At 52.4% G+C, this 26438-nt stretch carries 20 protein-coding genes, 2 tRNA genes and 1 pseudogene; 2 read left to right on the top strand and 21 right to left on the bottom strand.

The window, feature by feature from the left end; genetic code table 11:
• Window positions 1–17: 17 nt before the first annotated feature.
• The 13 genes from truB to rlmE all read right to left on the bottom strand — a co-directional run bounded on the left by truB (window position 18) and on the right by rlmE (window position 13176).
• On the bottom strand, window positions 18–965 hold the full coding sequence (truB, locus tag DB48_RS04445) for a tRNA pseudouridine(55) synthase TruB (RefSeq protein ID WP_041509105.1): 948 nt from the start codon (window positions 963–965) through the stop codon (window positions 18–20).
• Window positions 965–1387, bottom strand: coding sequence for a 30S ribosome-binding factor RbfA (gene rbfA / locus DB48_RS04440; RefSeq protein ID WP_041509104.1), 423 nt, complete (start codon window positions 1385–1387; stop codon window positions 965–967). The genes truB and rbfA overlap by 1 nt, the downstream gene beginning before the upstream one ends.
• Window positions 1388–1673: 286 nt before the next feature.
• The gene (gene infB / locus DB48_RS04435) at window positions 1674–4331 is read right to left on the bottom strand and encodes a translation initiation factor IF-2 (protein ID WP_041509103.1); all 2658 of its coding nucleotides are present in this window, start codon (window positions 4329–4331) and stop codon (window positions 1674–1676) included.
• 26 nt (window positions 4332–4357) lie between these two features.
• Window positions 4358–5857 (bottom strand): transcription termination factor NusA, encoded by a 1500-nt coding sequence (gene nusA, locus DB48_RS04430; RefSeq protein WP_041509102.1) that lies wholly within the window; start codon window positions 5855–5857, stop codon window positions 4358–4360.
• Window positions 5858–5884: 27 nt separating this feature from the next.
• Window positions 5885–6340, bottom strand: coding sequence for a ribosome maturation factor RimP (rimP, locus tag DB48_RS04425; RefSeq protein ID WP_041407366.1), 456 nt, complete (start codon window positions 6338–6340; stop codon window positions 5885–5887).
• A gap of 159 nt (window positions 6341–6499) precedes the next feature.
• Window positions 6500–6576: transfer RNA gene (locus tag DB48_RS04420), tRNA-Met, on the bottom strand.
• Between the two features lie 103 nt (window positions 6577–6679).
• A tRNA-Leu gene (locus tag DB48_RS04415) sits at window positions 6680–6765 on the bottom strand.
• Window positions 6766–6888: 123 nt separating this feature from the next.
• Window positions 6889–7233, bottom strand: coding sequence for a preprotein translocase subunit SecG (gene secG, locus DB48_RS04410; protein ID WP_041509101.1), 345 nt, complete (start codon window positions 7231–7233; stop codon window positions 6889–6891).
• Window position 7234: 1 nt separating this feature from the next.
• Window positions 7235–8017: a triose-phosphate isomerase gene (tpiA, locus tag DB48_RS04405; protein ID WP_011866628.1), complete on the bottom strand. Its 783-nt coding sequence runs from the start codon at window positions 8015–8017 to the stop codon at window positions 7235–7237.
• Between the two features lie 168 nt (window positions 8018–8185).
• A complete protein-coding gene (gene glmM, locus DB48_RS04400) occupies window positions 8186–9517 on the bottom strand; it encodes a phosphoglucosamine mutase (protein ID WP_041509100.1) in 1332 nt (443 codons plus the stop codon).
• Window positions 9518–9594: 77 nt separating this feature from the next.
• Window positions 9595–10380, bottom strand: a complete 786-nt coding sequence (gene folP, locus DB48_RS04395) for a dihydropteroate synthase (RefSeq protein ID WP_052813658.1) — start codon at window positions 10378–10380, stop codon at window positions 9595–9597.
• Window positions 10381–10536: 156 nt separating this feature from the next.
• Complete coding sequence (gene ftsH, locus DB48_RS04390) at window positions 10537–12501, bottom strand: ATP-dependent zinc metalloprotease FtsH (protein WP_152619093.1); 1965 nt, start codon at window positions 12499–12501, stop codon at window positions 10537–10539.
• A gap of 45 nt (window positions 12502–12546) precedes the next feature.
• Window positions 12547–13176, bottom strand: a complete 630-nt coding sequence (gene rlmE / locus DB48_RS04385; protein ID WP_041509097.1) for a 23S rRNA (uridine(2552)-2'-O)-methyltransferase RlmE — start codon at window positions 13174–13176, stop codon at window positions 12547–12549.
• A gap of 91 nt (window positions 13177–13267) precedes the next feature.
• Between rlmE and yhbY the strand changes: the two genes are divergently transcribed.
• Window positions 13268–13567, top strand: a complete 300-nt coding sequence (yhbY, locus tag DB48_RS04380) for a ribosome assembly RNA-binding protein YhbY (protein ID WP_033537396.1) — start codon at window positions 13268–13270, stop codon at window positions 13565–13567.
• 363 nt (window positions 13568–13930) lie between these two features.
• On the opposite strand, the gene greA is transcribed toward yhbY, so the two are convergent.
• The 8 genes and pseudogenes from greA to dnaK form a co-directional block, all read right to left on the bottom strand.
• Window positions 13931–14407 carry a transcription elongation factor GreA gene (gene greA / locus DB48_RS04375; RefSeq protein ID WP_041509096.1) on the bottom strand — a complete coding sequence of 159 codons (477 nt, stop codon included), beginning with the start codon at window positions 14405–14407 and terminating at the stop codon, window positions 13931–13933.
• A 295-nt stretch (window positions 14408–14702) separates the two neighbouring features.
• Window positions 14703–17924, bottom strand: coding sequence for a carbamoyl-phosphate synthase large subunit (gene carB / locus DB48_RS04370; protein WP_041509095.1), 3222 nt, complete (start codon window positions 17922–17924; stop codon window positions 14703–14705).
• A 20-nt stretch (window positions 17925–17944) separates the two neighbouring features.
• Window positions 17945–19116 (bottom strand): annotated as a pseudogene (gene carA / locus DB48_RS04365) (glutamine-hydrolyzing carbamoyl-phosphate synthase small subunit).
• 160 nt (window positions 19117–19276) lie between these two features.
• Window positions 19277–20092 (bottom strand): 4-hydroxy-tetrahydrodipicolinate reductase, encoded by an 816-nt coding sequence (gene dapB, locus DB48_RS04360; protein WP_011866637.1) that lies wholly within the window; start codon window positions 20090–20092, stop codon window positions 19277–19279.
• Window positions 20093–20188: 96 nt separating this feature from the next.
• Window positions 20189–20806: an FKBP-type peptidyl-prolyl cis-trans isomerase gene (locus tag DB48_RS04355; protein WP_041509094.1), complete on the bottom strand. Its 618-nt coding sequence runs from the start codon at window positions 20804–20806 to the stop codon at window positions 20189–20191.
• A gap of 80 nt (window positions 20807–20886) precedes the next feature.
• The gene (locus DB48_RS04350) at window positions 20887–21675 is read right to left on the bottom strand and encodes a M48 family metallopeptidase (protein ID WP_041509093.1); all 789 of its coding nucleotides are present in this window, start codon (window positions 21673–21675) and stop codon (window positions 20887–20889) included.
• A 106-nt stretch (window positions 21676–21781) separates the two neighbouring features.
• Window positions 21782–22912: a molecular chaperone DnaJ gene (gene dnaJ, locus DB48_RS04345; protein ID WP_041509092.1), complete on the bottom strand. Its 1131-nt coding sequence runs from the start codon at window positions 22910–22912 to the stop codon at window positions 21782–21784.
• Window positions 22913–23267: 355 nt separating this feature from the next.
• The gene (dnaK, locus tag DB48_RS04340; RefSeq protein WP_041509091.1) at window positions 23268–25181 is read right to left on the bottom strand and encodes a molecular chaperone DnaK; all 1914 of its coding nucleotides are present in this window, start codon (window positions 25179–25181) and stop codon (window positions 23268–23270) included.
• A 305-nt stretch (window positions 25182–25486) separates the two neighbouring features.
• On the opposite strand from dnaK, the gene DB48_RS04335 reads away from it, so the two are divergent.
• A complete protein-coding gene (locus DB48_RS04335) occupies window positions 25487–26413 on the top strand; it encodes a DMT family transporter (protein ID WP_041509090.1) in 927 nt (308 codons plus the stop codon).
• Window positions 26414–26438 lie beyond the last annotated feature (25 nt).

Below are 26438 nucleotides of genomic sequence, written 5' to 3'. Positions count from 1 at the left end.
GCGCCATTAAGCAAGCCTCAGGCCTGCTCGTCGTGCAATACCACCAGGCGCTTAGGCGCCAACAACCCATCGTCGTTCATCTGGCCGATGCCGACAAATTGTTTCGCCTCACCGAGCGTAATGCGTACCAGCTCATCGACCGGCAGATTCGCCACCTGAACCGGATTACCGTTCATCAGATAGTGGGCCAGCTCATCGGAAACATTGATCTCCTTGAGGCCGCCTACCGCTGTGTCCATAGGCAACAACAAAGGATCCAGCAGCTCCTTGGGAGGGCGCTCCTCGGCCTGTGCCTGGGCGAGTAATGCCTCGAGCTGTTCCAGGGTCACCATCTTATCGTAAGGATAACCGGCGACGCCTGTGCGGCGCAGCATGATGACGTGGGCGCCACATCCCAGCATCTCACCGAGATCGTCGGTGATGGTGCGAATATAGGTGCCCTTAGAGCAGTGAATGTCCAGGGTCAGCTCATCACCCTCGAGCTTGATAAAATTGAGCTCGAAGACATTGATAGGGCGCGCCTCACGAGGCACCTCTTTGCCTTCTCTGGCGTACTTGTATAGGGGCTGGCCCTGATACTTGAGCGCCGAGTACATAGAGGGCACCTGCATGGTCTCGCCACGAAAATGTTCCAGTGCCTCTTCGAGCTGCTGCTCGGTAAAGTTAATCGGGCGCGTCTGCACCACTTCACCGTCTGAATCACTGGTATCGGTGCGCACACCTAGCTTGGCGGTCACCAGGTAACGCTTGTCGGCATCGAGCAGATGCTGAGAAAACTTGGTAGCCTCCCCCAGGCAGATCGGCAGCATGCCGGTCGCTAAGGGGTCCAGCGCGCCGGTATGGCCCGCCTTGGCGGCGTTATAGATACGCTTGACTCTCTGCAAGGCGAAATTGGAGCTCATTCCCGTGTCTTTGTCCAGCAGCACTATGCCGTCGACCAAGCGACCTCTAGGTTTACGCGCCATTAGTTATCATCCTGCTCGGTGCTGTCCTGCTCTTCGTCTTCACGACCGTGTTCGCGCGCCTTGGCCTTATCCTTGGTGATCACTTGACTCACCAGGTTAGACATACGCATACCTTCGATCAGTGAGGCGTCGTAGATAAAGCGAATCTCAGGCATAACCCTAAGCTTCATGCGACCCGCTACCAGTGAGCGTACATAACCCGCTGCCGCCTCTAGTGCCGCCAGCTTCTCTTCTACCACCGCCTTGTCTTCCTCGAAGAAGGTGACATAGACCTTGGCGTAGTTAAGATCGCGAGATACATCGACGTCGTTAACCGTCACCATACCGATACGCGGATCTTTGATGTCACGTTGCAACACCTGAGCCAGCTCTTGCTGTAGCTGCTGGGCGATGCGACGAGTACGACTAAATTCTCTTGCCATAATATTTTGCCATCTCAAAAACAGGTGACCGTTTTGGTAAAGCTGCAACCAACGCTATGTCGGTAAGCCTTGCCTTGGGTCATGCCTGAACAAAAAGGGCGGCTTACGCCGCCCCTTGGATACTGATACCAATCGTAGTAAATAGCTGATCATCCTAGCTTGTTAAAACGTTCGATAACTGCATTAGCATTTTTGATTGTAGACTAACTACTTATCGAAAAATCCTGCCTTGTTCTCAAACGTTTTTCTTACGCTACTCCTAATCACTAACTTACTGTGATTGGTATTATAAGGTTCGAGCGATTTCGACCGTTTCGAAGACCTCAATCTGATCGCCAACTTTAACGTCATTATAGTTCTTCACGCCGATACCACACTCCATACCGTTACGGACTTCGTTAACGTCATCCTTAAAGCGGCGCAGAGATTCCAGCTCACCTTCGAAGATCACCACGTTGTCACGCAGTACGCGGATAGGCGCGCTACGCTTGATGGTGCCCTCGGTAACCATACAACCAGCGATAGCACCAATCTTAGGTGACTTGAACACGTCACGCACCTCGGCAAGACCGATGATCTCTTGCTTGAATTCTGGTGCCAACATGCCGCCCATAGCAGCCTTAACTTCATCGATCAGATGATAGATAACGCTGTAGTAGCGCAGGTCAACGCTTTCGCTTTCAATCGTCTTACGGGCCTGAGCATCGGCACGAACGTTGAAACCAACCATGATAGCGTTTGACGCAGCCGCCAGGGTCGCATCGGTCTCGGTTAATCCACCTACACCGCTAGCGATGATGTTCACCTTAACTTCGTCGGTAGACAGCTTGTTGAGCGAGTCAGAGATCGCTTCCAGCGAGCCTTGTACGTCTGCCTTCAGTACGATGTTCAGCTCTTGGACTTCGCCTTCGGTCATGTTAGCGAACATGTTCTCAAGCTTAGACTTCTGCTGACGTGCCAGCTTAACGTCACGGAACTTACCTTGACGGTAGAGTGCCACTTCGCGCGCCTTACGCTCGTCACGAACAACGGTCGCTTCGTCACCGGCAGATGGCACGCCAGAAAGACCTAAGATCTCAACTGGAATCGATGGACCGGCTTCGGTGATCGACTTACCATTCTCATCTTTCATCGCACGAACTTTACCGTACTCTAGACCACACAGAACGATATCACCCTGCTTCAGGGTACCTTCTTGTACCAGAACGGTCGCAACAGGACCACGGCCCTTATCTAGCTTAGACTCGACCACGACACCGGCCGCCATACCTTCGCGTACCGCCTTAAGTTCCAGTACCTCTGCCTCAAGCAAGATGCCTTCCAGCAACTCGTCGATACCTTCACCAGACTTAGCCGATACATGGACGAACATGTTGCTGCCGCCCCAATCTTCTGACATCACGCCGTGCTGAGAAAGCTCAGACTTAACGCGATCAGGATCGGCCTCAGGCTTATCTATCTTGTTCACCGCAACGATAAGCGGTACACCGCCCGCCTTCGCGTGCTGGATAGCCTCGATGGTCTGTGGCATCACGCCGTCATCGGCCGCAACCACTAGCACAACGATATCGGTCGCCTTAGCACCACGAGCACGCATAGCGGTAAACGCGGCGTGACCAGGGGTATCTAAGAAGGTAATCATGCCATTGCCGGTTTCGACATGGTATGCACCGATATGCTGGGTAATACCACCCGCTTCGCCAGAAGCCACTTTAGCGCGACGAATATAGTCAAGTAGCGATGTCTTACCATGGTCAACGTGACCCATGATGGTCACAACCGGCGCACGTGGCTCAACCTTAACGTTACCGTCACGGTCAGCAAGGACTTGATGCTCTAGCTCGTTTTCGCGAGTCAGTACCACCTTGTGGCCCATCTCCTCGGCAACCAGCTGAGCAGTTTCCTGATCGAGTACCTGGTTGATGGTAACCATAGAGCCCATCTTCATCATCTGCTTGATGATCTCGGTCGCCTTAACCGCCATCTTCTGTGCCAGCTCGGCAACCGTTACGGTTTCGCCAATGGTCACGTCACGGGTAACGGCCGCAGCAGGCTTGTTGAAGCCATGGTCCATCGCCTCAGGCGCGTTGCGCTGATTACGGTTGTTACGACCGCCGCGGGCATCTCTTCCGCCACGCTTCTTATTCGCAGCTTCTTTCTTGCCACCGGCAGGCTTACGCGCACGACGACCACGACGCTCGGCATCTCTGTCGGCCGTATCTTCTGCGGCGCGCGCTTCACTCGATGTGGTCACATGGTGATCGGCACTGTTTTCAGATTCTTTACGCAGACGCTCTTCTTCCGCCCAACGCTTCTCGTTCTCTTCGGCAAGACGACGAGCTTCTTCGGCCGCAGCTTTAGCTTCTTCGTCGGCCTTAGCCTTAGCAGCAGCCTCTTTAGCCGCCAACAGACGGGCCTCTTCGGCACGAGCCGCTTTTTCTTCGGCTGTCTCCTCAACAGCAGGCTTGCTCTCAGCAGCCTTCTTGGCCTTAGCTTCTGCATCGGCTTTCGCCTTCGCCTTGGCTTCTGCCTCGGCCTTTGCCTTAGCTTCTGCTTCGGCCTTAGCCTTAGCCTTGGCTTCTGCTTCTGCCGCTGCTTTAGCTTCGGCTTCTGCCTTGGCCTTAGCTTCCGCCTCTGCTTCTGCCGCTGGGTCACGCTTAACGAAAGTACGCTTCTTACGTACTTCAACCTTGATGTCTTTCGACTGTCCGCCGCTTCCCGACACACTCAGCGTCGAGATAGACTTGCGTTGCAGTGTCATCTTGGTTGGCGCGGCATCGCCGCCGTGTTGCTTCTTCAAAAACTCAAGCAACTTCTGCTTTTCTTCTTCTGAAACAGTGTCGGTTTTACTCTTCTTAATGCCGGCCTCAGAAAACTGCTCAACTAATCGATCAGCACTCTTCCCTACTTCCTCGGCCAGTTTTGCTACTGTGGTATCTGCCATCTGTAAACTCCCCTCTGTTGATCGACTTAAGCTTCTTCGCCAAACCAACAGATGTTGCGGGCCGCCATGATGAGCTCACCAGCTTTTTCTTCTGTTAATTCTTCAATCTCGATCAAATCATCAATGCCTTGTTCGGCTAAATCTTCAAGCGTAATCACGCCTTTACTTGCCAACACATACGCCAAGTGACGCTCTAAACCTTCTAGGGCAAGTAAATCTTCGCTTGGCTCAGCACCGTCAAGTGCTTCCTCGGATGCCAAAGCCCGTGTAGAGATCGCCGCCTTGGCGCGTTCTCTGAGTGCCTCAACGATCTCCTCGTCGAAGCCGTCGATTTCTAGCAGTTCTGACTCAGGCACATAGGCAACTTCTTCAAGTGAGGTAAAACCTTCATCTGCCAGAACCTGAGCAAACTCTTCATCGACATCCAGTGACGTCACAAACAGGTTAACGATCTTGGCACTTTCCGCCTGATGCTTAGCCTGCATATCTTCCACTGTCATCACGTTTAGTTCCCAGCCCGATAACTGAGTCGCCAAACGTACGTTTTGACCGTTACGGCCAATAGCTTGTGCCAATGAGTCGGCTTCAACGGCGATATCCATAGAATGGTTATCTTCGTCGACTATGATAGAAGCCACATCGGCCGGCGCCATGGCGTTGATCACAAATTGCGCCGGGTTATCATCCCAAAGCACGATATCAACACGCTCACCGCCTAACTCATTAGACACGGCCTGAACACGCGCGCCGCGCATGCCCACACAAGCACCGATAGGATCGATGCGACGGTCATTTGACTTGACCGCAATCTTAGCGCGAGAACCTGGGTCACGTGCCGCGCCCATGATCTCAATCATCTCGTCGGCAATCTCCGGTACTTCCACACGGAACAGCTCGATCAGCATGTCTGGCTTAGTACGGGTCAGGAACAGCTGTGCACCGCGGGCCTCTGGACGCACGGCGTAGAGCAGCGCACGAACACGGTCACCAGGACGGAAGCTTTCACGTGAGATAAGATCTTCTTTGAACAGCACGGCGTCGGCATTGTTACCCAAGTCGACAACTACGCTCTCGCGGTTACTCTTCTTCACCACACCCGTGATCAGCTCGCCTTCTTTCTCCAGGAACTGGTCGACAATCTGAGCGCGCTCGGCTTCACGTACTTTTTGTACGATTACCTGCTTAGCTGTCTGAGTAGTGATACGGTCGAAGACGACAGACTCGATCTCATCTTCGATATACTCGCCCACTTGAATCTCTGGGTTTTCGTAACGGGCCGCTTCCAGGGTGATCTCGCGGAAAGGATTTTCCAGCGCCTGACCGTCATCCTCAACCACCATCCAACGACGGAAGGTTTCGTATTCGCCTGTCTTACGGTCGATAGCGACACGAACTTCGATATCGCCTTCATATTTTTTCTTGGTAGCCGTCGCTAACGCTATTTCCAACGCTTCAAAAATCTTTTCGCGTGGCACGGCCTTCTCATTTGAAACCGCCTCAGCGACTAGCAGAATCTCTTTGTTCATTCTCTTGCCTCGTTCAGCTCGAATCCATCAAAACTTAGCGATTAAGTTGCCCTTGCGGATGTTATCCAAGGCAATAATCAGTTCGTTGCCATCTACGGTAAGGGTCAGCATCTGCCCCTCAACGCCCGCGACGGTCCCTTTTAAATTACGACTACCAGCGACAGGCATAGTCAGTTGTACCTTTACGGTTTCACCTAGGTATCGTGCATACTGCTCTGCAGTAAATAATGGTCTATCGACACCCGGTGAGGAAACTTCTAGCGTATATTCGGTCGAAATCGGGTCCTCGACATCGAGCACGGCACTGATCTGGCGACTGACATCGGCACAATCATCGATAAAAATGCCGTTTTCATTATCTATATATACACGCAGCACTGAATGCTTGCCTGCCTGTACATATTCCAATCCCCACAGACTATGGCCCAATGCTTCAACTGGTGCGATAAGCATCTGTTCCAGCTTACTTTCTAGAGTTGCCAAGGTTACCCCCCGAAAAACAAAAAAGGGCATAAAGCCCCAGTACGACATCATCAAATGACGATATTTCAAAAGTCCAGATAACAAAAAACCCCGTAATCACGAGGTCATATCATTCAGAACCTGTAACAGAAATGAAGCCTTGCTTCATCACTGGGAAGCTGGTTGCGGGGGCCGGATTTGAACCGACGACCTTCGGGTTATGAGCCCGACGAGCTACCAAACTGCTCCACCCCGCGTCAACTGCTGCAATTATATTGATTGAGAACAATATTTGCAATGATAAAGGCAGAAACCTCTGCCACTTTATCGATTCAGATTAAGCTAGGCTCAATCTAAATTTGGTGCGGATGGAGGGACTTGAACCCTCACGAGCTAGGCTCACCACCCCCTCAAGATGGCGTGTCTACCAATTCCACCACATCCGCATGTGATCGTTACTTCGACTAGCTAAGACTTTTTATGAGTATTGAGGAGACTCATCTTTTCCAGTCGCGCCGTTTAAATCAAACCAGGGTCAAATTTAAACTGCGCCTTGCTCTTTCGAGCGATTAGTCAGGGATCTTATCTTCTGACTTTTGTGCGTCTTTTGCAGCGTCAGTGACTTGTTCAGTTACTGCGGCGGCATCGGCACCTAAATCTTTCCAAGATTCTTCGCTCTTGGCATGGTTTGCGCTCAAGTTGCCAATCGTCAGACTCAGGGCAAAGAAGGCAATCGCCAGTATCGCAGTGGAACGAGTCAGAAAGTTACCCGAACCAGAAGAACCGAACAGAGTTGCTGATGCACCGGCGCCAAAAGAGGCCCCCATGTCAGCTCCCTTACCTTGCTGGATAAGGATCAAGCCAATCAGACCCAATGCAACCAACAAGTAAATAACCATTAGAACTTCGTACATATTATGCGCTCATCGCTATCGAACATAAACTTAAAAACTCGGTAGAGTTTAAGCTAGCACCGCCTATCAGTCCACCATCTACATCAGGCTGAGCAAATAGATCTGCTGCATTACTCGGCGTTACGCTACCACCGTACAAAATCCTGATATTCTCTCCGATATACGGAGACACTTCAGAGAGACGCTTGCGAATAAACGCGTGTACTTCCTGCGCCTGCTCTGGCGTAGCGCTCTTACCTGTCCCTACTGCCCAAAGTGGCTCATAGGCGATAATCGCATTATCAAAAGCCATGGTGCCATTCTTCTCGATGACCACATCCAGCTCTTCGGCAATCACCTCAAAGGTGCGTCTTGCTTCACGAGCGGGACCCGACTCACCTACACATAAGATAGGGGTCAAACCATGCTTCTGTGCGGCGGCAAATTTTTCCGCCACGATGTCGCTTGTCTCGCCATACATTCTACGGCGTTCGGAGTGACCGATAATCACATAGCGACATCCAGAATCTTTCAGCATCTGCCCAGATACTTCGCCGGTGTAGGCACCGAAGTCGTGTTGACTCAGGTTTTGGGCCCCCATTCTAACCAAGCAGCCATTCAGGGCTTCTTTGTTAGCATCGAGCTGCTGACGAACACTTTCAAGAAAAATACTCGGTGGACACAAGACCACTTCCGCAGAATCATTTTGAAGCTTGGTAGCAAACTTGGTAAACAACTCTTGCGCTAACTGCGCAGTACCGTTCATTTTCCAGTTACCAGCGACCATTGGGCGTCTTAGTGCCATCACTGTCTCCTTCTGAAAGCGGGCTGAATAATAGCGAACCACTTGTTAAGTTACAATACCTAAATCTCGAATTTTTGCGATAAAGTGTCGAAGCGATTACTTTTTATCCTCGCGCGGGATAAATAGCACAGGATTTAACCTAGCAAGGCTAAATCCTGTTCAGCGGCCTTAAACCAGCGCCTTGATGGCCTCGGCAATATAGTTAGCATGCGCTTTTACATCGCTGGCCACATCGCCCTCTACCATGACACGGATCAGCGGCTCGGTACCCGATTTACGCAGCAACACGCGGCCACGTTCGCCAAGCTTGGCTTCCACTTCCGCCTGGGCGCTTAACACGCTGTCGGCCTCTAACGGATTATGGCTGCCTTCGAATCGCACGTTAACCAGCACCTGTGGCAACATCTTAATGCTTTCGGTCAGCTCCTCCAGGGTCGCCTGCTTACGACACATGGCCGCCAGCACCAGAATACCGGCTACGATACCGTCGCCCGTGGTGCCGTGATCCAAATTCAGGATATGGCCCGAGTTCTCGCCGCCGATGCGCCAATCTTTCTCTTTCAGCAGCTCCATCACATAGCGGTCACCCACTTTCGAGCGAGCGAACGGGATATCACGAGCCTTAAGTGCCAGGTCTAGGCCTAAGTTCGACATCAGGGTACCAACGACACCACCCTTTAATACGCCGCGATCTTGCGCGTCACAGGCCAGGATATAGAGGATCTCATCACCGTCGATCACCTTACCGTGACGATTCACCATCATGATGCGATCACCGTCGCCATCCAGCGCGATACCCAGATCTGCCTGCTCGGCAATGACGGTCTCGCGGATCTTACCCATTGAGGTAGCGCCTACCTCATGGTTGATATTGATGCCATCAGGCTTGTCGCCGATAGTGATCACCTCGGCGCCTAGCTCGCGAAACACGCTCGGCGCGATGTGATAGGTTGCCCCATGGGCACAGTCCACCACTATCTTGAGCCCGTTGAGGGTGTGTTCGGCGGGGAAATTGCCCTTACAGTATTCAATATAACGACCAGCTGCATCGTCGATGCGCGATACCTTACCCAGCAGATGAGACTCGACGCACACCAGCGGCTTTTCCAGCTCACGCTCGATCTCAAGTTCAACCTCGTCATCGAGCTTGCTTCCGTCGGTCGAGAAGAACTTGATGCCGTTATCATAGTATGGGTTATGAGAGGCGCTAATCACCACACCGGCCTCCGCCCTGAAGGTACGGGTCAGGTAGGCCACCGCCGGTGTCGGCATTGGTCCCATCAGCATCACATTTAAACCTGCCGCCGACAGACCAGCTTCCATCGCCGATTCGAACAGATAACCTGAAATCCGCGTGTCCTTGCCTATGATCACCTTCTTGGTGCCGGCGCGGGACAATACTCGCCCAGCCGCCCAGCCTAGTTTGAGCGCCAATTCCGGGGTCATCTTACCCGCGCCCACCTTGCCTCTAATACCATCGGTTCCGAAGAATTTTCTCACTTGTGATTACCTCTGCCCCATCCAGGGGTCTTTCCTATTTGATCCGTTTGCAATCGCCAACAAGTGGCGCATTAGGCCTATAATGCCTGATAGTTGGCGCAAGCCTGCATGACCTTGATCATATCCATGGTCGGTTTTACGTCATGGACACGAATAATATGTGCGCCCTGCTGAATACTCAATAGCGCCGCGCTCAGGCTGCCCGCGAGGCGATCGCTGGTCGGTACGTTAAGCAGGTTACCTATCATACTCTTACGCGACAACCCGATAAGCAGCGGCAAGCCGAATGCGTTGAGTTCGGCCTGACGATTTAATAATTCATAGTTGTGTGACAGTGTCTTTCCAAAGCCGTAACCCGGGTCAAGCAGCAAGTTGTCTCTGTCGATGCCCGCCGCCAGACAAGCCTGGATGCGCTTCTCAAAGAAGTCGCTGATGTCCGATATGATATCTTGATACTCGGGCGCATCCTGCATGGTTCTCGGCTGTCCCTGCATATGCATCAGGCAGACGGGCACATTCAGTTTAGCAGCGACGGCTAACGCGCCAGGCTCCTGAAGCGCTCGCACGTCGTTGATCAGATGCGCGCCGGCGGCAACCGCCTCACTCATCACCTCAGGCTTGCTGGTGTCGACCGAGATCCACACATCGTGATGCTTACTGACATATTCCACCAGGGGAATCACCCTGTCCAGCTCATGCTGCACACTGACCTCGGCTGCGCCGGGGCGAGTCGACTCGCCACCGATATCGATAATGCTGGCGCCTTCGCTAACCAAACTATCGGCATGGCGACAGGCAGGCTCAATATTTGCGAAACGCCCCCCATCGGAGAAGGAGTCCGGTGTCACGTTAAGAATGCCCATCACTCTGGGCTGAGAAAGGTCCAGGCGTTTATCGCCACAGACAAGTTGAAACCCTTGCTGCAAGAGAGGCTCCTCGATCACACGCTAAAGACGTAAACAAGAAAACCCCGTTAAGGGGTTTTCTTAGACAATGCACTTAATCTATCGCAAAGATGATTACTTAACTACAGGTGATTCATCACCTTCTTTTGGCTCACTCGCAGGCTCGGCTTCGGTCTCGCTCGGCTCAGGCGATTTCACTGCCTCGCCACGACCGCCCTGACCGTTACCATTAGAACCATTTTCATCCATGTTCCAATCGGCCGGCGCACGTACCTCACGACGGGCCATCAGATCGTCAATCTGAGTCGCATCGATAGTCTCGTATTTCATCAGCGCATCTTTCATCGCATGAAGAATATCCATGTTATCTGTCAGGAACTGATGGGCACGGCCATAGTTGTTGTCGATTAGCTGTTTCACTTCGACATCGATAATGGCAGCCGTCTCATCCGACATATGCTGCGCCTTAGCCATGCTACGACCTAGGAATACTTCGCCTTCATCTTCGGCATACAATACCGGGCCGAGTTTTTCCGAGAAGCCCCATTGGGTGACCATGTTACGCGCAATGGTAGTCGCATACTTAATATCCTGAGAGGCACCGGTAGAGACGCGCTCGCTGCCGTAGATCAGCTCCTCGGCGATACGTCCGCCATAGGCCACAGAGATCTGACTCTCCAGCTTACGACGGCTCTGACTGATGGCATCTGCCTCAGGCAAGAAGAAGGTTACCCCTAAGGCACGGCCACGGGGAATGATGGTGACCTTATGCACAGGGTCGTGCTCAGGCACCAGACAACCGACGATGGCGTGACCCGCTTCGTGATAAGCGGTCATCTCTTTCTCTTCTTCAGACATCACCATGGTGCGACGCTCGGCGCCCATCATGATCTTGTCTTTGGCACTCTCAAACTCTTCCATGCCCACCACACGGCGATTACCACGGGCAGCAAACAACGCCGCCTCGTTCACCAGGTTAGCCAGGTCGGCACCCGAGAAGCCAGGCGTACCACGAGCAATCACGCTCGCCTTAACGTCATCGGCCAGAGGTACCTTGCGCATGTGCACCTTAAGGATCTGCTCACGACCACGCACGTCTGGCAGGCCTACTACCACTTGACGGTCGAAACGACCCGGACGCAGCAAGGCGGCATCCAGTACGTCAGGACGGTTGGTCGCGGCGATAACGATAATACCTTCGTTACCCTCGAAACCATCCATCTCAACCAGCATCTGGTTAAGGGTCTGTTCACGCTCGTCGTGACCGCCACCGACACCGGCACCACGCTGGCGACCAACGGCGTCGATCTCATCGATAAAGATGATACAAGGGGCTGACTTCTTCGCCTGCTCAAACATGTCACGCACACGGGAGGCACCAACACCGACAAACATCTCGACGAAGTCAGAACCTGAAATCGTGAAGAAAGGTACCTTAGCTTCACCGGCTATCGCCTTAGCAAGCAGGGTTTTACCTGTACCTGGAGGGCCAACAAGCAGTACGCCTGTCGGAATACGACCACCCAGTTTTTGGAACTTAGTCGGCTCTTTGAGGTAATCGACCAGCTCTTTGACATCTTCCTTGGCCTCGTCGCAACCGGCAACGTCACCGAAGGTGGTCTTGATCTGATCTTCACTCATCAGCTTGGCTTTACTCTTACCGAAAGACATGGCGCCTTTACCGCCACCGCCCTGCATCTGGCGCATGAAGAAGATCCACACCCCGATGAGTAACAGCATAGGGAACCAAGAGATGAAAATCTGCGTGAGGAAACCTGACTCTTCGGCTTCCTGACCTTTCATGGTCACACCCTTGCGGTCAAGATCGTTGATCAGATCCTGATCATACATAGGCATGATAGTGATAAATTTTTCCCCGGTTCTTTTGGTACCCTCGATGGTGCGCTGGTCGCTCTTCACCTCGACAGTATTAATCTGCCCGGAGCGTACGTCGTCCAAGAAAGTAGAATAATCCATCTTCATGGAGTTCGATGAAGAGGGGGAGTAGCCCTGAAACACTGACATCAGCACGACGGCGATGACAACCCAGAGAATTAAATTTTTTGCCATATCACTCAAAATTACTAGACCTCATACAGTCTTGCGGTTACTGACGTTAGGTTACTACAACTTGTAACCCGTCGCCACAAGATAGACTTCGCGCGAACGCGGTCGCGACGAGTCTGGCTTACGTGTTTTAACGGTGGTAAATGCCTGTCTCACCGCCTTCATATACTCATCAAAGCCCTCCCCCTGAAAGACTTTGACAGCAAAACTACCATTTGGTGCCAACACCTGGTGACACATATCCAGTGCCAGCTCCACCAAATACATGGCGCGAGGCTGATCCACACCACCTGTGCCGCTCATGTTAGGTGCCATGTCCGACAACACAACATCGACTTTAGCATCGCCAACTCGTTCGAGTAAGGCATCGAGTACCTTTTCTTCACGAAAATCGCCTTGCAGAAAATCGACACCGACGATGGGATCCATGGGTAGAATATCGCAGGCGATAACCTTGCCAGTCTCTCCCGCCAGCTTAACGGCGATCTGTGACCAGCCACCCGGGGCTGCACCGAGATCCACCACTGTCATGCCTGGGCGAATCAGCTTATCCTTTTGTTGTATCTCTTCTATTTTAAACGCAGCGCGCGAACGCAACCCCCGTTTCTGCGACAACTTAACATAATGATCATCGAAATGTTCCTGCATCCATCGGGCGGAACTGGCCGTTCGTTTTTTACCTGACATTTAAAATCCGCAACAAATATGAGTTACACAAAGGCTATATGAGGGTAGAATAGCGGTTTTTCAACAGTAACTCAGCATAAAGTTGGTAGAAATGAACTTAACAACCAAACAAAAACAGCATCTAAAAGGCTTAGCACATAACCTCAAGCCTGTTGTGCAGCTTGGTGCCAATGGCCTGACTGAAGGTGTACTGGCTGAAATTGATAATGCACTCTCTCATCATGAATTAATCAAAGTGAAAGTTGCCTCTGGAGACAGAGAGCTAAAAAATGCAGTCGTTGACGCCATCGTACGCGAAACTCAAGCTGAAAAGGTTCAGCTTATCGGTCACGTATTGGTCCTATTCCGTCAATCTCCAGAGATGAAGATTGCCGTACCAAGAGCCAAATAGCTCCTGGACTCAACAAAAAAGCCGCTATCGATAGCGGCTTTTTTGTTGCTACTTTCATACTAAGTATGAAGCGGTCGTCGACCGACCCTAGGGCCTGTTTATCTTTCGCGTTCATTTTTGCAGCATTCTGTATCGCTATTATACAAGGCAGAGCGATTGTAATGTGGTGTGCTACATCAATGAGCGATAACGCAATAGAAAAATGATACAGAAGCTGCCCGCAGGGTTCGTCTTGAGCACGTTCAACGCTTTGTTACTCGGCTTTTATATAGAATAACTATACTTCAAGCCTCATGCCGCGATTTGAACGAGCTCAATTAGAACAAAATTTGTTCTCAAAAGGTCAACAGGCCCTAGCGCAAGTTAGATATATTCGACCGCAGTGATCTCATAATCTGTCAAGCCACCTGGAGTCTGAATAGAGACTTCATCCCCTTCCGATTTCCCCACCAGACCGCGAGCAATTGGTGAAGAAACAGAGAGCAGGTTAGCCTTGATGTCGGCCTCGTCTTCACCCACGATACGATAGGTAAATTCCTCTTCGGTATCCAGGTTCAAAATAGTAACTGTGGTACCGAAGATCACTCGGCCCGTATTTTCCATCTTAGTCACATCGATGATCTGTGCGTTAGACAGCTTACCTTCGATATCACGTACACGAGCCTCGCACAGTCCCTGCTCTTCGCGGGCGGCGTGGTATTCGGCGTTCTCTTTCAGATCGCCCAGCTCACGCGCCACCCCAATGGCTTCGGCAATTTTTGGACGCTTCTCAAACTTCAAAAAATCTAACTCTTCACGCAGTTGATTTGCACCAACAACTGTCATTGGAACCTTATTCATAGGAACACTCGTCTCCTCAAAACAAAAGCAACCTAGTCAGCCTGACCACTTGGGCCACCGACTAGGAATAAAGAACGCTTGGAATCCATCTATTCTATACCCTGATGACGGGATAAGCTATCGGTTCCCCAAGAGTTTGTTAGTACGCCCACAGAACTGTGTGTTCCTTAGCGCGCCCGAGGCAAAACAAACTCGCACCATATAACCGGCTTGTTGATTGCCCCATTGTTTCTCTCACACCATAAAGCGCCCATAAAAAAGGCCGCTTGCGCGGCCTTTTATCAAGGGTTAACCCTTAGCCTTTAATGCGCTGATGCAGTTCCTGCACAGACGTCACATTGGTGCGGCTGTCGGCAGAGTGTGCCATACAGGTCGCAAAGGCGGCATTCAGAGTCGTGGTGTAGTTCACCTTGTAACGCAGGGCCCCACGACGCAGCTGACGCGAGTCTTCGATCGCCTGGCGGCCCTCGGTAGTGTTCACGATATAGGTGTACTCATCGTTCTTGATACGGTCAAGAATGTGCGGACGACCTTCGTGTACCTTGTTTACCAGACGCGGATTGATACCCGCTTCACCAAGCACCACAGCCGTACCGTGAGTCGCATCGATCTCATAGCCTAGCTCAATCAGCTTGGCGGCCAGGTCGGCAACACGCTTCTTATCGCTGTTACGCACAGAGAGTAGCGCGCGGCCAGACTTAGGCACCTCAGAGGTTGCCCCCAGCTCTGCCTTGGCATAAGCCTCGGCGAAGGTAGCACCTACGCCCATCACCTCACCGGTCGAGCGCATTTCAGGGCCAAGTAACGGGTCAACACCCGGGAACTTGTTAAATGGCAGCACCACTTCCTTCACCGAGTAGAAAGGTGGAATAACCTCTTTGGTAAAGCCCTGCTGCTCAAGTGTCTGACCAGCCATGACGCGCGCCGCTATCTTAGCCAGCGGTACACCCGTCGCCTTAGAGACGAATGGTACGGTACGGGCCGCACGCGGGTTAACCTCGATCATGTAGATGGTGTTGTCCTGCACAGCGAACTGCACGTTCATCAGACCTACAACCCCAAGTTCCATCGCCAGCTTGCGCACCTGTTCGCGCATCTGATCCTGGATCTCCTGGCTCAAGGTGTAAGGAGGCAGAGAACATCCTGAGTCACCCGAGTGAACACCCGCCTGCTCGATATGCTCCATGATGGCGCCAACCACTACGGTTGTGCCGTCACATACCGCATCGATATCCACCTCGGTGGCGTTGTCGAGGAAGCGGTCCAGCAATACTGGCGAGGCGTTAGAGACGCTAACCGCTTCGTTGAAGTAACGGCGCAGGTCTTGTTCGTCGTAAACAATCTCCATCGCGCGGCCACCCAGTACGTAAGATGGACGCACCACCAGAGGGTAACCGATACGCTCGGCGGCGATCACGGCACCTTCTACCGTGGTGACGGTATCATTTTCTGGCTGCTTCATCTCTAGGCGTTGAATCGCCTGCTGGAAACGCTCACGGTCTTCGGCGCGGTCGATCGCATCCGGGCTGGTGCCGATGATAGGCACGCCGGCGGCTTCCAGATCACGGGCCAGTTTCAGTGGCGTCTGGCCACCGTACTGCACGATAACCCCTTTAGGCTGCTCGATGCGAACAATCTCCAGCACATCTTCCAGGGTTACAGATTCGAAATAGAGTCTGTCTGAGGTATCGTAGTCGGTAGATACAGTCTCTGGGTTACAGTTGACCATGATGGTCTCGTAACCATCTTCACGCAAGGCAAGCGCCGCGTGCACACAGCAGTAATCGAATTCGATGCCTTGGCCGATACGGTTAGGACCACCACCCAATACCATGATCTTGTCGCGATTAGATGGGTTAGCCTCACACTCTTCCTCATAGGTAGAGTACATATAGGCGGTATCGGTCGAGAACTCGGCGGCGCAGGTATCGACACGCTTGTACACTGGGTACACTTCGTGACGGTAACGCAGCTTACGCATCTCAGACTCGCTGACCCCCATCAGGGCCGCCAGACGCGCATCGGAGAAACCTTTACGCTTAAGCTTGTAAAGGAAGTCCTTGTCCATGCTAGCCATGCCAGCTTCTTTCACCTGGTTTTCAAGTGATAGCAGCTCTTCAATCTGAACCAGGAACCAAGGGTCGATATTGGTCAGCTTGAAGATGGCATCCATGCTCAGACCGGCGCGGAAGGCATCGGCGATATACCAGATACGCTCGGCGCCCGGCTCTTTCAGCTCGTGGCGAATGCGTGACAGGGCATCGTTATCTTCGACATCGACGATAGGATCTAAGCCATTAACGCCAACCTCAAGACCGCGCAGTGCCTTTTGCAGCGACTCCTGGAAGGTACGACCGATAGCCATCACCTCGCCCACTGACTTCATCTGAGTGGTCAGACGGTCATTTGAACCGGCAAACTTCTCGAAGTTGAAGCGTGGAACCTTAGTGACCACATAGTCGATAGCAGGCTCGAATGAGGCTGGTGTCGCACCGCCAGTGATGTCGTTGCTCAGCTCATCCAGGGTAAAGCCCACAGCCAGCTTAGCGGCGATCTTGGCGATAGGGAAACCTGTCGCCTTAGAGGCCAGTGCCGATGAACGTGATACACGTGGGTTCATCTCGATGATCACCATGCGACCATCTTTCGGGTTGATACCAAACTGAACGTTTGAACCACCGGTTTCGACGCCGATCTCGCGCAGTACCGCCAGAGAGGCGTTACGCATCAGCTGATATTCTTTGTCTGTCAGGGTCTGCGCCGGGGCAACTGTGATAGAGTCGCCGGTGTGCACGCCCATAGGATCGAAGTTTTCGATAGAGCAGACGATAATGCTGTTATCGTTGCGGTCACGAACCACTTCCATCTCATATTCTTTCCAACCGATAAGCGACTCATCGATCAGCAGTTCGTTGGTTGGTGAAAGCTCGAGACCCTGAGAACAGATCTCCTCGAACTCCTCCTTGTTGTAGGCGATACCACCGCCCGAGCCACCCATGGTGAAAGAGGGACGGATAATACAAGGGAAACCAACCTGCTCGAGCACCTCGTAGGCATCTTCCATGCTGCGGGCGATACCGGCGCGTGGACACTCAAGACCAATCTTCTTCATCGCCGCATCGAAACGGCTACGGTCTTCGGCCTTGTCGATGGCATCGGCGGTTGCACCAATCATGTCGACGTTAAACTCGGCCAATACCCCTTCGGCCTCGAGGCGCAGGGCACAGTTCAGTGCCGTCTGTCCACCCATGGTCGGCAGAATCGCATCGGGACGTTCCTTGGCGATGATGTTGCGTACCACTTCCCAATGAATCGGCTCGATATAGGTGGCATCGGCCATCTCTGGGTCTGTCATGATGGTCGCAGGGTTAGAGTTCACCAGAATAACCCGGTAGCCCTCTTCACGAAGCGCCTTACACGCCTGGGCACCCGAGTAGTCAAACTCACATGCCTGACCGATAACAATCGGGCCAGCACCCAGGATAAGAATACTTTTTATGTCTGTACGTTTTGGCATTGCTGAAACTTTCTCCCGGACTACTTAGCGTTATGACGATATTCTTCGATCAACTCGATAAAGTGATCGAACAGCGGCGCGGCGTCGTGAGGACCCGGGCTTGCCTCAGGGTGACCCTGGAAGCTAAACGCTGGCTTGTCGGTCAGGTGGATACCCTGTAGCGAACCGTCGAACAGCGACTTGTGAGTCACCTTGACGTTGGCCGGCAGGCTGGCTTCATCGGCGGCAAAACCATGGTTCTGGCTGGTGATCATCACGTTGCCCTTCTCCAGGTTGCTGACCGGGTGGTTGGCACCATGGTGACCAAACTTCATCTTCAGTGTCTTCGCGCCTGAGGCCAGTGCCAACAGCTGATGGCCAAGGCAGATACCGAAGAGTGGAATGTCTGTCTCAAGGAAAGTCTGAATCGCTTCGATGGCGTAGTCACATGGCTCTGGGTCACCAGGGCCGTTTGACAGGAAGATACCATCGGGATTCATCGCCAGCACTTCTGAGGCTGGGGTTTGCGCCGGTACCACGGTCACATCACAGCCGCGGTAACCAGCATACGCAGAATGTTGCGCTTAACGCCGTAGTCATAGGCCACGACCTTGTATTTCAGTTCTGACTCAGGGGTGTCGCTCGGCAAGCCGCCCACCAGACGCCAGCTACCGCTGCGCCATTGGTATTGCTGCTGTGTGGTCACCTCTTTGGCCAAGTCCATGCCTTTCAAGCCAGGGAAGGCTTTGGCAGCCGCCAGCGCCTTAGCTTCATCCATGTCACCCACTAAGATGGCACCCGCTTGTGCCCCTTTTTCCCTGAGGATACGTGTCAGTTTACGCGTGTCGATATCGGCAATGCCTACAACATTGTTGCTTTTTAGGTAATCGCTGAGAGATTGCTGATTTCTGAAGTTGCTCGCCAGTAGCGGTAGATCACGGATGATCAAACCACAAGCATGTACGGCATCAGATTCGGTATCTTCACTATTGGTACCAGTGTTACCAATGTGCGGGTAGGTTAGAGTAACAATTTGACGAGAATAGGAAGGATCCGTGAGGATCTCTTGGTAACCCGTCATGGAAGTGTTAAATACCACTTCACCAACTGCGAGTCCATCAGCACCAATTGCAGTGCCAGAGAATACGGTTCCATCTTCGAGTACGAGTAAGGCAGACTTTGTCAACGCGACCTCCGAAAAGAGCCAAGCCATTGAATAATAAGGTTTTATTTTGTGTTTAAAATACCAACTTCCGCTTAAATACGAAATTTTGACAAATTCCGACTATTTTATAGGTAATAGTGCAACTCGTCTATAGATAAGCGGTACTTTCTTTCAAAAAAAAACGCCAAATAGGCGTTTTTTTTAAATACTAATCCTTCAGGCCTAAGACCTGTTGCATGTCGTATAATCCCGGGCCCTGATCGCCCAGCCAAAATGCGGCGCGCATGGCACCGTTGGCAAAGGTCATACGACTCGATGCCTTATGGGTGATCTCCAGGCGCTCGCCAATGTCGGCAAACATGGCGGTATGCTCGCCCACCAGATCACCGGCGCGAATGGTAGAGAAACCTATGGTCTCACGGCTACGCTCTTCGGTGATCCCCTCACGGCCATAGACGGCACATTTTTCCAGATCGCGACCCAAGACCTCGGCGATCACCTCGCCCATCTTAAGTGCGGTGCCCGAAGGCGCATCCTTCTTGTGTCTGTGGTGACCTTCGATAATCTCGATATCGGTATAGTCACCCATCACCTCGGCGGCCAGCTCCAGCAGGCGCCACATCAGGTTAACGCCCACAGACATATTAGGCGCCATCACAATCGGCGTGTTCTCAGCGTAGGCGGCAATCTGCTCTTTCTGGGCATGATTGAAGCCGGTTGTGCCGATGACAATCGCCTTACCGTTACGCGAACACCAGTCGGTATGCACCACACTGGCCTCGGGCGAGGTAAAGTCGATCAGGATATCGAAATCGTCTACGGCATTGTCCAGTGAATCAGTGATGGCAACATTCATGGCACCCACACCGGCGAGTTCGCCCGCATCGACACCAATCAAAGTCGAACCCGCACGCTCAACCGCCGCACCTAGATAGATATTGCTGCTGAGTTTTGCCGATTCAATAAGAGTTCGGCCCATGCGACCACTGCCACCGGTTATCGCCACTCTTACTTGCTCTGTCATCTAACTCTCCTACACATTTGCTACTGTTAATTGAGCACAAGGCTAACGCCAAATCATTTCAAAAAAAAGCCTAAGCAAACGCTTAGGCTTTTTCGATTAGAGAATGTCGAGCAATTCCACTTCGAACACTAGGGCCGAATACGGAGGAATTGAGGCACCTGCGCCACGCTCGCCATAGGCCAGGTGATGCGGTACATATAGCTTCCACTTAGAACCTACAGGCATCAGCTGCAGTGCCTCGGTCCAACCGGCGATAACGCCAGATACTGGGAACTCGGCAGGCTGGTCGCGCAGTACTGAACTGTCGAATACGTCACCGCTGATGAAAGTACCATGGTAGTGAGTACGTACAGTTGAATCATAGCTTGGCTTGTCGCCTGAACCTTCGGTGATGATCTCGTATTGCAGACCTGATTCCAGGGTCACAACACCGTCACGCTGTTGGTTTTCAGCAAGGAAAGCTTCGCCTTCGGCCGATGCAGCCGCGGCAGCTTCTTCCTGAACCTTTTGAATACGCTGACTAATCTCAGTGAATGCAGTTTGAAGATCTTGCATAGAGACGGCGCTCTCTTTACCTTCAAACGCATCTGACAGACCAACTTGAACAGCTGAAATATCGATACCTTCGAATGAGTTAGCTGCGAGTTGCTCGCCTAATTGGCGGCCAACACCATAGCTGGCGTGCTGTTCAATTGTGGTGAACTTATCAGACATAATGATTGTACTCTCATTTATTCAATTAATTTCGCGGCGGATTTTATCACAAACTGTGATAAAAAACCCAAAAATTGCCCCTAGTTGCAGCGATTTTTTCCACTGGCGCTTGCGGTGCGATACAGAGGCGTCACCTGCGGCAGCATCTGCTGCAGATCGGCGATGCGATGGTCGTGTGATGGATGGGTCGATAACAGCTCGGGGCCCTGACTACCGCCCGCCTTGGCCATGTTCTGCCACAGGCTGATGCTCTGGCTAGGGTCGAACCCGGCTCTGGCCATCAGCTCGACGCCCATAACATCGGCTTCGCTCTCCTGGGCGCGGCCATAGGGAAGAATAAAGCCATACTGGGCACCTAGCCCCAGCGCCGACATATAAAGATCTTTGTTGCTCAGGCCGCTGACGTCGATGGCGGCGCCGGCAATCTGCATCCCCACCCCCGTCATCTGCGCCCGAGATACCTGCTCGTTGCTGTGGTTGGCCAGCACATGAGCCACCTCATGACCGATAACCGTCGCCAGCTGATCCTGATTTTTCGCTACCTTCAATAGGCCGGTATAGACACCTATATGTCCGCCAGGTAGGGCAAAGGCGTTAACCTGATCCGATTCAAACACCACCACCTCCCAGCTGGGCTGACGGCCGGGCAGCACCGAGGTGATGCGGTTGGCCACACAGGTCACATACTGGTTGACCTGCTTATCCTGACTCACCTTCTGCTGTTTCTTCATCTCGGCAAAAGATTCGGCCCCCATCTGATCCATCTGCTGCGAAGAAAACAGCAGGGTCTGTTTACGCCCGGTGGGCGATTGTGTGGTGGCGCAGCCGGCTAATAAAAGTATTACCAGCGCCGCGGTTAACTGTTTCATCTCTCATCCCTTATCTACCATGAAACTTAGACTATTAAGAATAGCGGTAAAAAATAGCAATAAAAAAACCTCGCATCGCGAGGTTTTTATTGTGTATCAGCACACCTTAGCTGTTCAAGTCCTGAAAGAACTTCTTCACACCGTCGAAGAAGCCTTCGGCCTTAGGGCTGTGCTTTTTTGATGACCCCGTCAGGGTGTTATCAAATTCACGTAACAGCTCTTTCTGCTTATCGCTCAGATTCACCGGCGTTTCCATCACCACCTTACACAGCAGGTCGCCGACCGCATGACTGCGCACCGACTTGACGCCCTTGCCACGCAGACGGAACATACGACCCGTCTGAGTTTCCGATGGGATCTTCAGGTTCACCTTGCCATCGAGTGTCGGGACTTCGATCTCGCCGCCCAGTGCTGCCGTGCTGAAAGAGATAGGCACTTCACAGTAGAGGTTGTTACCGTCACGCACGAAGATGGCGTGCTCGCGTACCGTCACCTGTACGTAGAGATCCCCTGGAGGCGCACCAAACTCGCCCGCTTCCCCTTCGCCCGACAGACGAATGCGATCGCCGGTATCCACACCCGCAGGAATTTTCACCGACAGCGTCTTGCTCTTCTCTACGCGGCCTTCGCCATGACACTTGCTGCAAGGATCTTTGATGATCTTACCGCGGCCATGACAGGTAGGACAGGCTTGCTGCACCGCGAAGAAACCTTGGCGCATCTGCACCTGGCCCTGGCCGTGACAGGTACCACATGTGGTTGGCGAAGTGCCTTTCTTGGCGCCGCTACCGTCACACAGATCACAGGTGGCTAAGGTTGGAATACGTAGCTCTTTGGTCAGTCCACGTACCGCTTCTTCCAGCGACAGTTCCAGGTTGTAACGCAAATCTGAGCCACGCGCCGCCTGGCGCTGGCCACCACGGCGTCCACCGCCGAAGATGTCACCAAATACGTCACCGAATACATCACCGAAGTCGGCACCGCCGCCAAATCCACCACCGCCGCGGTTAGGATCGACACCCGCATGACCAAACTGATCATAGGCCGCCTTCTTGTCGCTGTCGGTGAGGATCTCGTAGGCTTCTTTTACCTCTTTGAAGCTGGCTTCGGCCGCCTTGTCACCTGGGTTGCGATCCGGGTGAAATTTCATGGCGAGGCGCTTATAGGCCTTCTTAATCTCACGCTCGCTGGCGTCGCGACCTACGCCTAATACTTCGTAATAATCTCGCTTTGACATAGTCTCATACTTTCTGCGCTAGGGTCTGTTGACCTTTTAGGTTTACTTTTTGTTCAATCTAAACGCGTTGTGCCCAAGGCTCGCGCTGCGCAGCATAGTTATTCTATGTAAGTCGCACGTAACGCAGGGCAAGGCGCGTTTAGATGAATCCTTTGGACAGTGTTTGTTGGCCATTTCTACGGCATTATCGCCTGCTTATGTAGAATAACTACACCGCACAGGCTCTGCCTTGTATAACTGACCAACAAATAACTGCAAAAACAAACAGCAAAGGTCAACTGACCCTTAAGTTGTACGAACGGGCGTTAGAGTTACCCCATAACGCCCGCTGGAAATAATTTAGGCTGGGCCTGAATTATTTTTTGTCGTCTTTAACTTCTTCAAACTCGGCATCGACAACATCGTCAGCAGGAGCTTCGTTAGACTGCTGAGCCTGCTCGCCTTGGCCTGCTTGCGCCTTAGCCTGAGCGATCTCCATCAGCTTGGCAGACGCTTCCATCAGGGCTTGCGTCGCTTTCTCGATAGCTTCTTTGTCCTTACCCTTAGTGGCAGTTTCAACTTCAGCCATCGCCGCTTCGATCTTCTCTTTGTCTTCGCCTGGCAGTTCATCGCCCGCTTCTTCGATCTGCTTCTTGGTCGCGTGAACCATGCCGTCAGCCTGGTTGCGTGCAGTCACTAGCTCTTCGAACTTAGCGTCTTCATCGGCGTGCGCCTCGGCGTCACGTACCATAGCTTCAACTTCTTCATCGCTCAGACCAGAAGAGGCCTTGATGGTGATGTTTTGTGCCTTGCCTGTCTTCTTGTCAGTCGCAGACACGTGCAGAATACCATCGGCGTCGATATCGAAGGCCACTTCAATTTGTGGCATGCCGCGTGGAGCTGGCTCGATACCTTCCAGGTTGAACTGACCTAGCGACTTGTTGGCGCTAGATTGCTTACGCTCACCCTGTAACACGTGGATGGTTACCGCGCTTTGGTTGTCATCGGCTGTTGAGAAGATCTGGCTAGCCTTAGTCGGGATAGTAGTGTTCTTCTCGATAAGCTTGGTCATCACGCTGCCCATGGTTTCGATACCCAGAGACAGAGGCGTTACGTCTAGTAGCAGAACGTCTTTCACGTCACCTGCAAGTACACCCGCCTGAACCGCAGCACCGATAGCAACCGCTTCGTCTGGGTTAACGTCTTGACGCAGCTCTTTACCGAAGAAGCTAGAAACTTCTTCACGTACTTTAGGCATACGGGTTTGACCACCCACCAGAATCACTTCGTTGATGTCTGATACAGACAGGTCTGCGTCAGCCAGTGCCACTTTTAGCGGCTCGAGTGAACGTTGGATCAGGTCTTCAACCAGAGACTCAAGCTTGGCGCGAGTGATCTTAACCACTAAGTGCTTAGGACCTGTCGCATCTGCCGTGATGTATGGCAGGTTAACTTCAGTCTGAGTGGTGCTAGACAGCTCGATCTTCGCCTTCTCGGCAGCTTCCTTCAGACGCTGCATCGCCAATGGGTCGTTACGCAGGTCTAAAGATTGCTCTTTCTTGAACTCGTCGGCCAGGTAGTTGATCAGACGGTTATCGAAGTCTTCACCACCTAGGTGAGTGTCACCGTTGGTAGCCAATACTTCGAAGGTCTGCTCGCCATCGACACTATCGATCTCGATGATAGAGATATCGAAGGTACCACCACCTAAGTCATATACCGCAACGATGTTGTCGCCTTGCTTCTTGTCGATACCATAAGCCAGTGCCGCAGCAGTAGGCTCGTTGATGATACGCTTAACTTCAAGGCCAGCGATACGACCGGCGTCTTTTGTCGCCTGACGTTGTGAATCGTTAAAGTAAGCCGGTACGGTAATTACCGCTTCGGTTACTGGCTCGCCCAGGTAGTCTTCGGCAGTCTTCTTCATCTTCTTCAGAATCTCTGCAGAAACTTGTGGCGGTGCCATCTTCTTATCGTGCGCTTCAACCCATGCATCACCGTTGTCTGCACCGATGATCTTAAATGGCATGATGTCTACGTCACGCTGTACTTCGTCATCTTTGAAACGACGACCGATAAGACGCTTAATAGCAAAGAAGGTATTCTTTGGGTTTGTTACAGCTTGGCGTTTCGCAGGCTGACCAACTAATACTTCTTCGCCTGTATATGCGATGATCGACGGGGTAGTGCGATCGCCTTCCGCGTTCTCAATTACGCGTGCTTTATCGCCATCAAGTACAGCTACACAAGAGTTAGTTGTACCTAAATCGATACCAATAATTTTACCCATGGAGTCCTCCAAAAAACTTTTAACTAACGCTAACTTTGTTATCTGATTCAGATATGGGGATAGGCGAAATCGTTTTCAAGCCTAATTTTCCAAGCCAATATCTTTCCTTAACACCCTATATTGGGCCTCCAAATGGGAATACAAGGGCAACAAAGATAAAAATTAACTTAATTGAGTATTTTTTTGATCTTAAAAGCTGCCGAACCGCAAACAAGAAGCGTATAATGCATGCAATCGAAGAAGATATCCCTCTGAGCCCCTGGCTAGTGGGATTTTTTAGTTGTCTCGTTTAGTGAGAAGGTTCAGTGAAATCATCCAACCAAGCTTATCTCTATGCCTTAGCGGCCATCTTACTCTGGTCGACCGTTGCCACCGCCTTCAAGCTGGCGCTGAGCCATTTCACGCCGCTGCAGCTGGTGTTTGTCGCCGTCTCGACCTCTATCGTCGCCTTAGGGGTTATCCTGGCCGCCACGGGTAAGCTGCATCTCATTAAGCGCCAATTCGTCAATCGCCCCTGGTTTTACCTACAGACCGGGCTGCTGAACCCGTTTCTCTATTATCTGGTGTTGTTTAAGGCCTATGCCCTGCTGCCCGCCCAGCAGGCGCTATCGCTCAACTACACCTGGGCCATATTGCTGCCATTGTTAGCGGTGCCGCTACTCAAGCAAAAGCTGCGCAAGAGCGATCTCACCGCGGCACTTATCGCCTATCTGGGGGTCTTTGTCATCGCCACCAATGGTGAGGTAGCCAGCGTGCGCTTCGAGAGTGCCACCGGCGTGCTATTGGCACTGACCAGCACCCTGCTGTGGTCGCTCTACTGGATAGTGAACACTAAGGATGAGGGTGACCCAGTGGTGAGCCTACTGCTGAGCTTCATGGTGGGACTGCCTTTTATCGTGGTCACCCTGCTGCTGACCCAATCGCTGCCGAGCTGGGATCTCAAGGCCCTGGGCGCCGGCATCTATGTCGGCCTGTTTGAGATGGGGGTCACCTTCGTGCTCTGGCTGGTCGCCCTCAAGAAGGCGGATCGCACCGCCAGCATGAGCACTCTGGTGTTCATCACACCTGTGCTATCGGTAGGCTTCATCGCCTGGATCTTGCAAGAGACCATCACCCCATCGACCTTCATCGGCCTGGGACTGATCCTCACCGCGCTGGCGCTGCAACAGCTATTGCCTCACCTTAAGCGCCTGCGCGCCAAGGCCTATCCCGCGGTGACGCCGGAAAACTGATGCCAAAGGCTAACCTAAGCCGCCA

The sequence above is a fragment of the Shewanella sp. cp20 genome (assembly GCF_000832025.1).
Taxonomy (GTDB): domain Bacteria; phylum Pseudomonadota; class Gammaproteobacteria; order Enterobacterales; family Shewanellaceae; genus Shewanella.
This window is presented reverse-complemented; position numbering and strand designations above follow the sequence as displayed.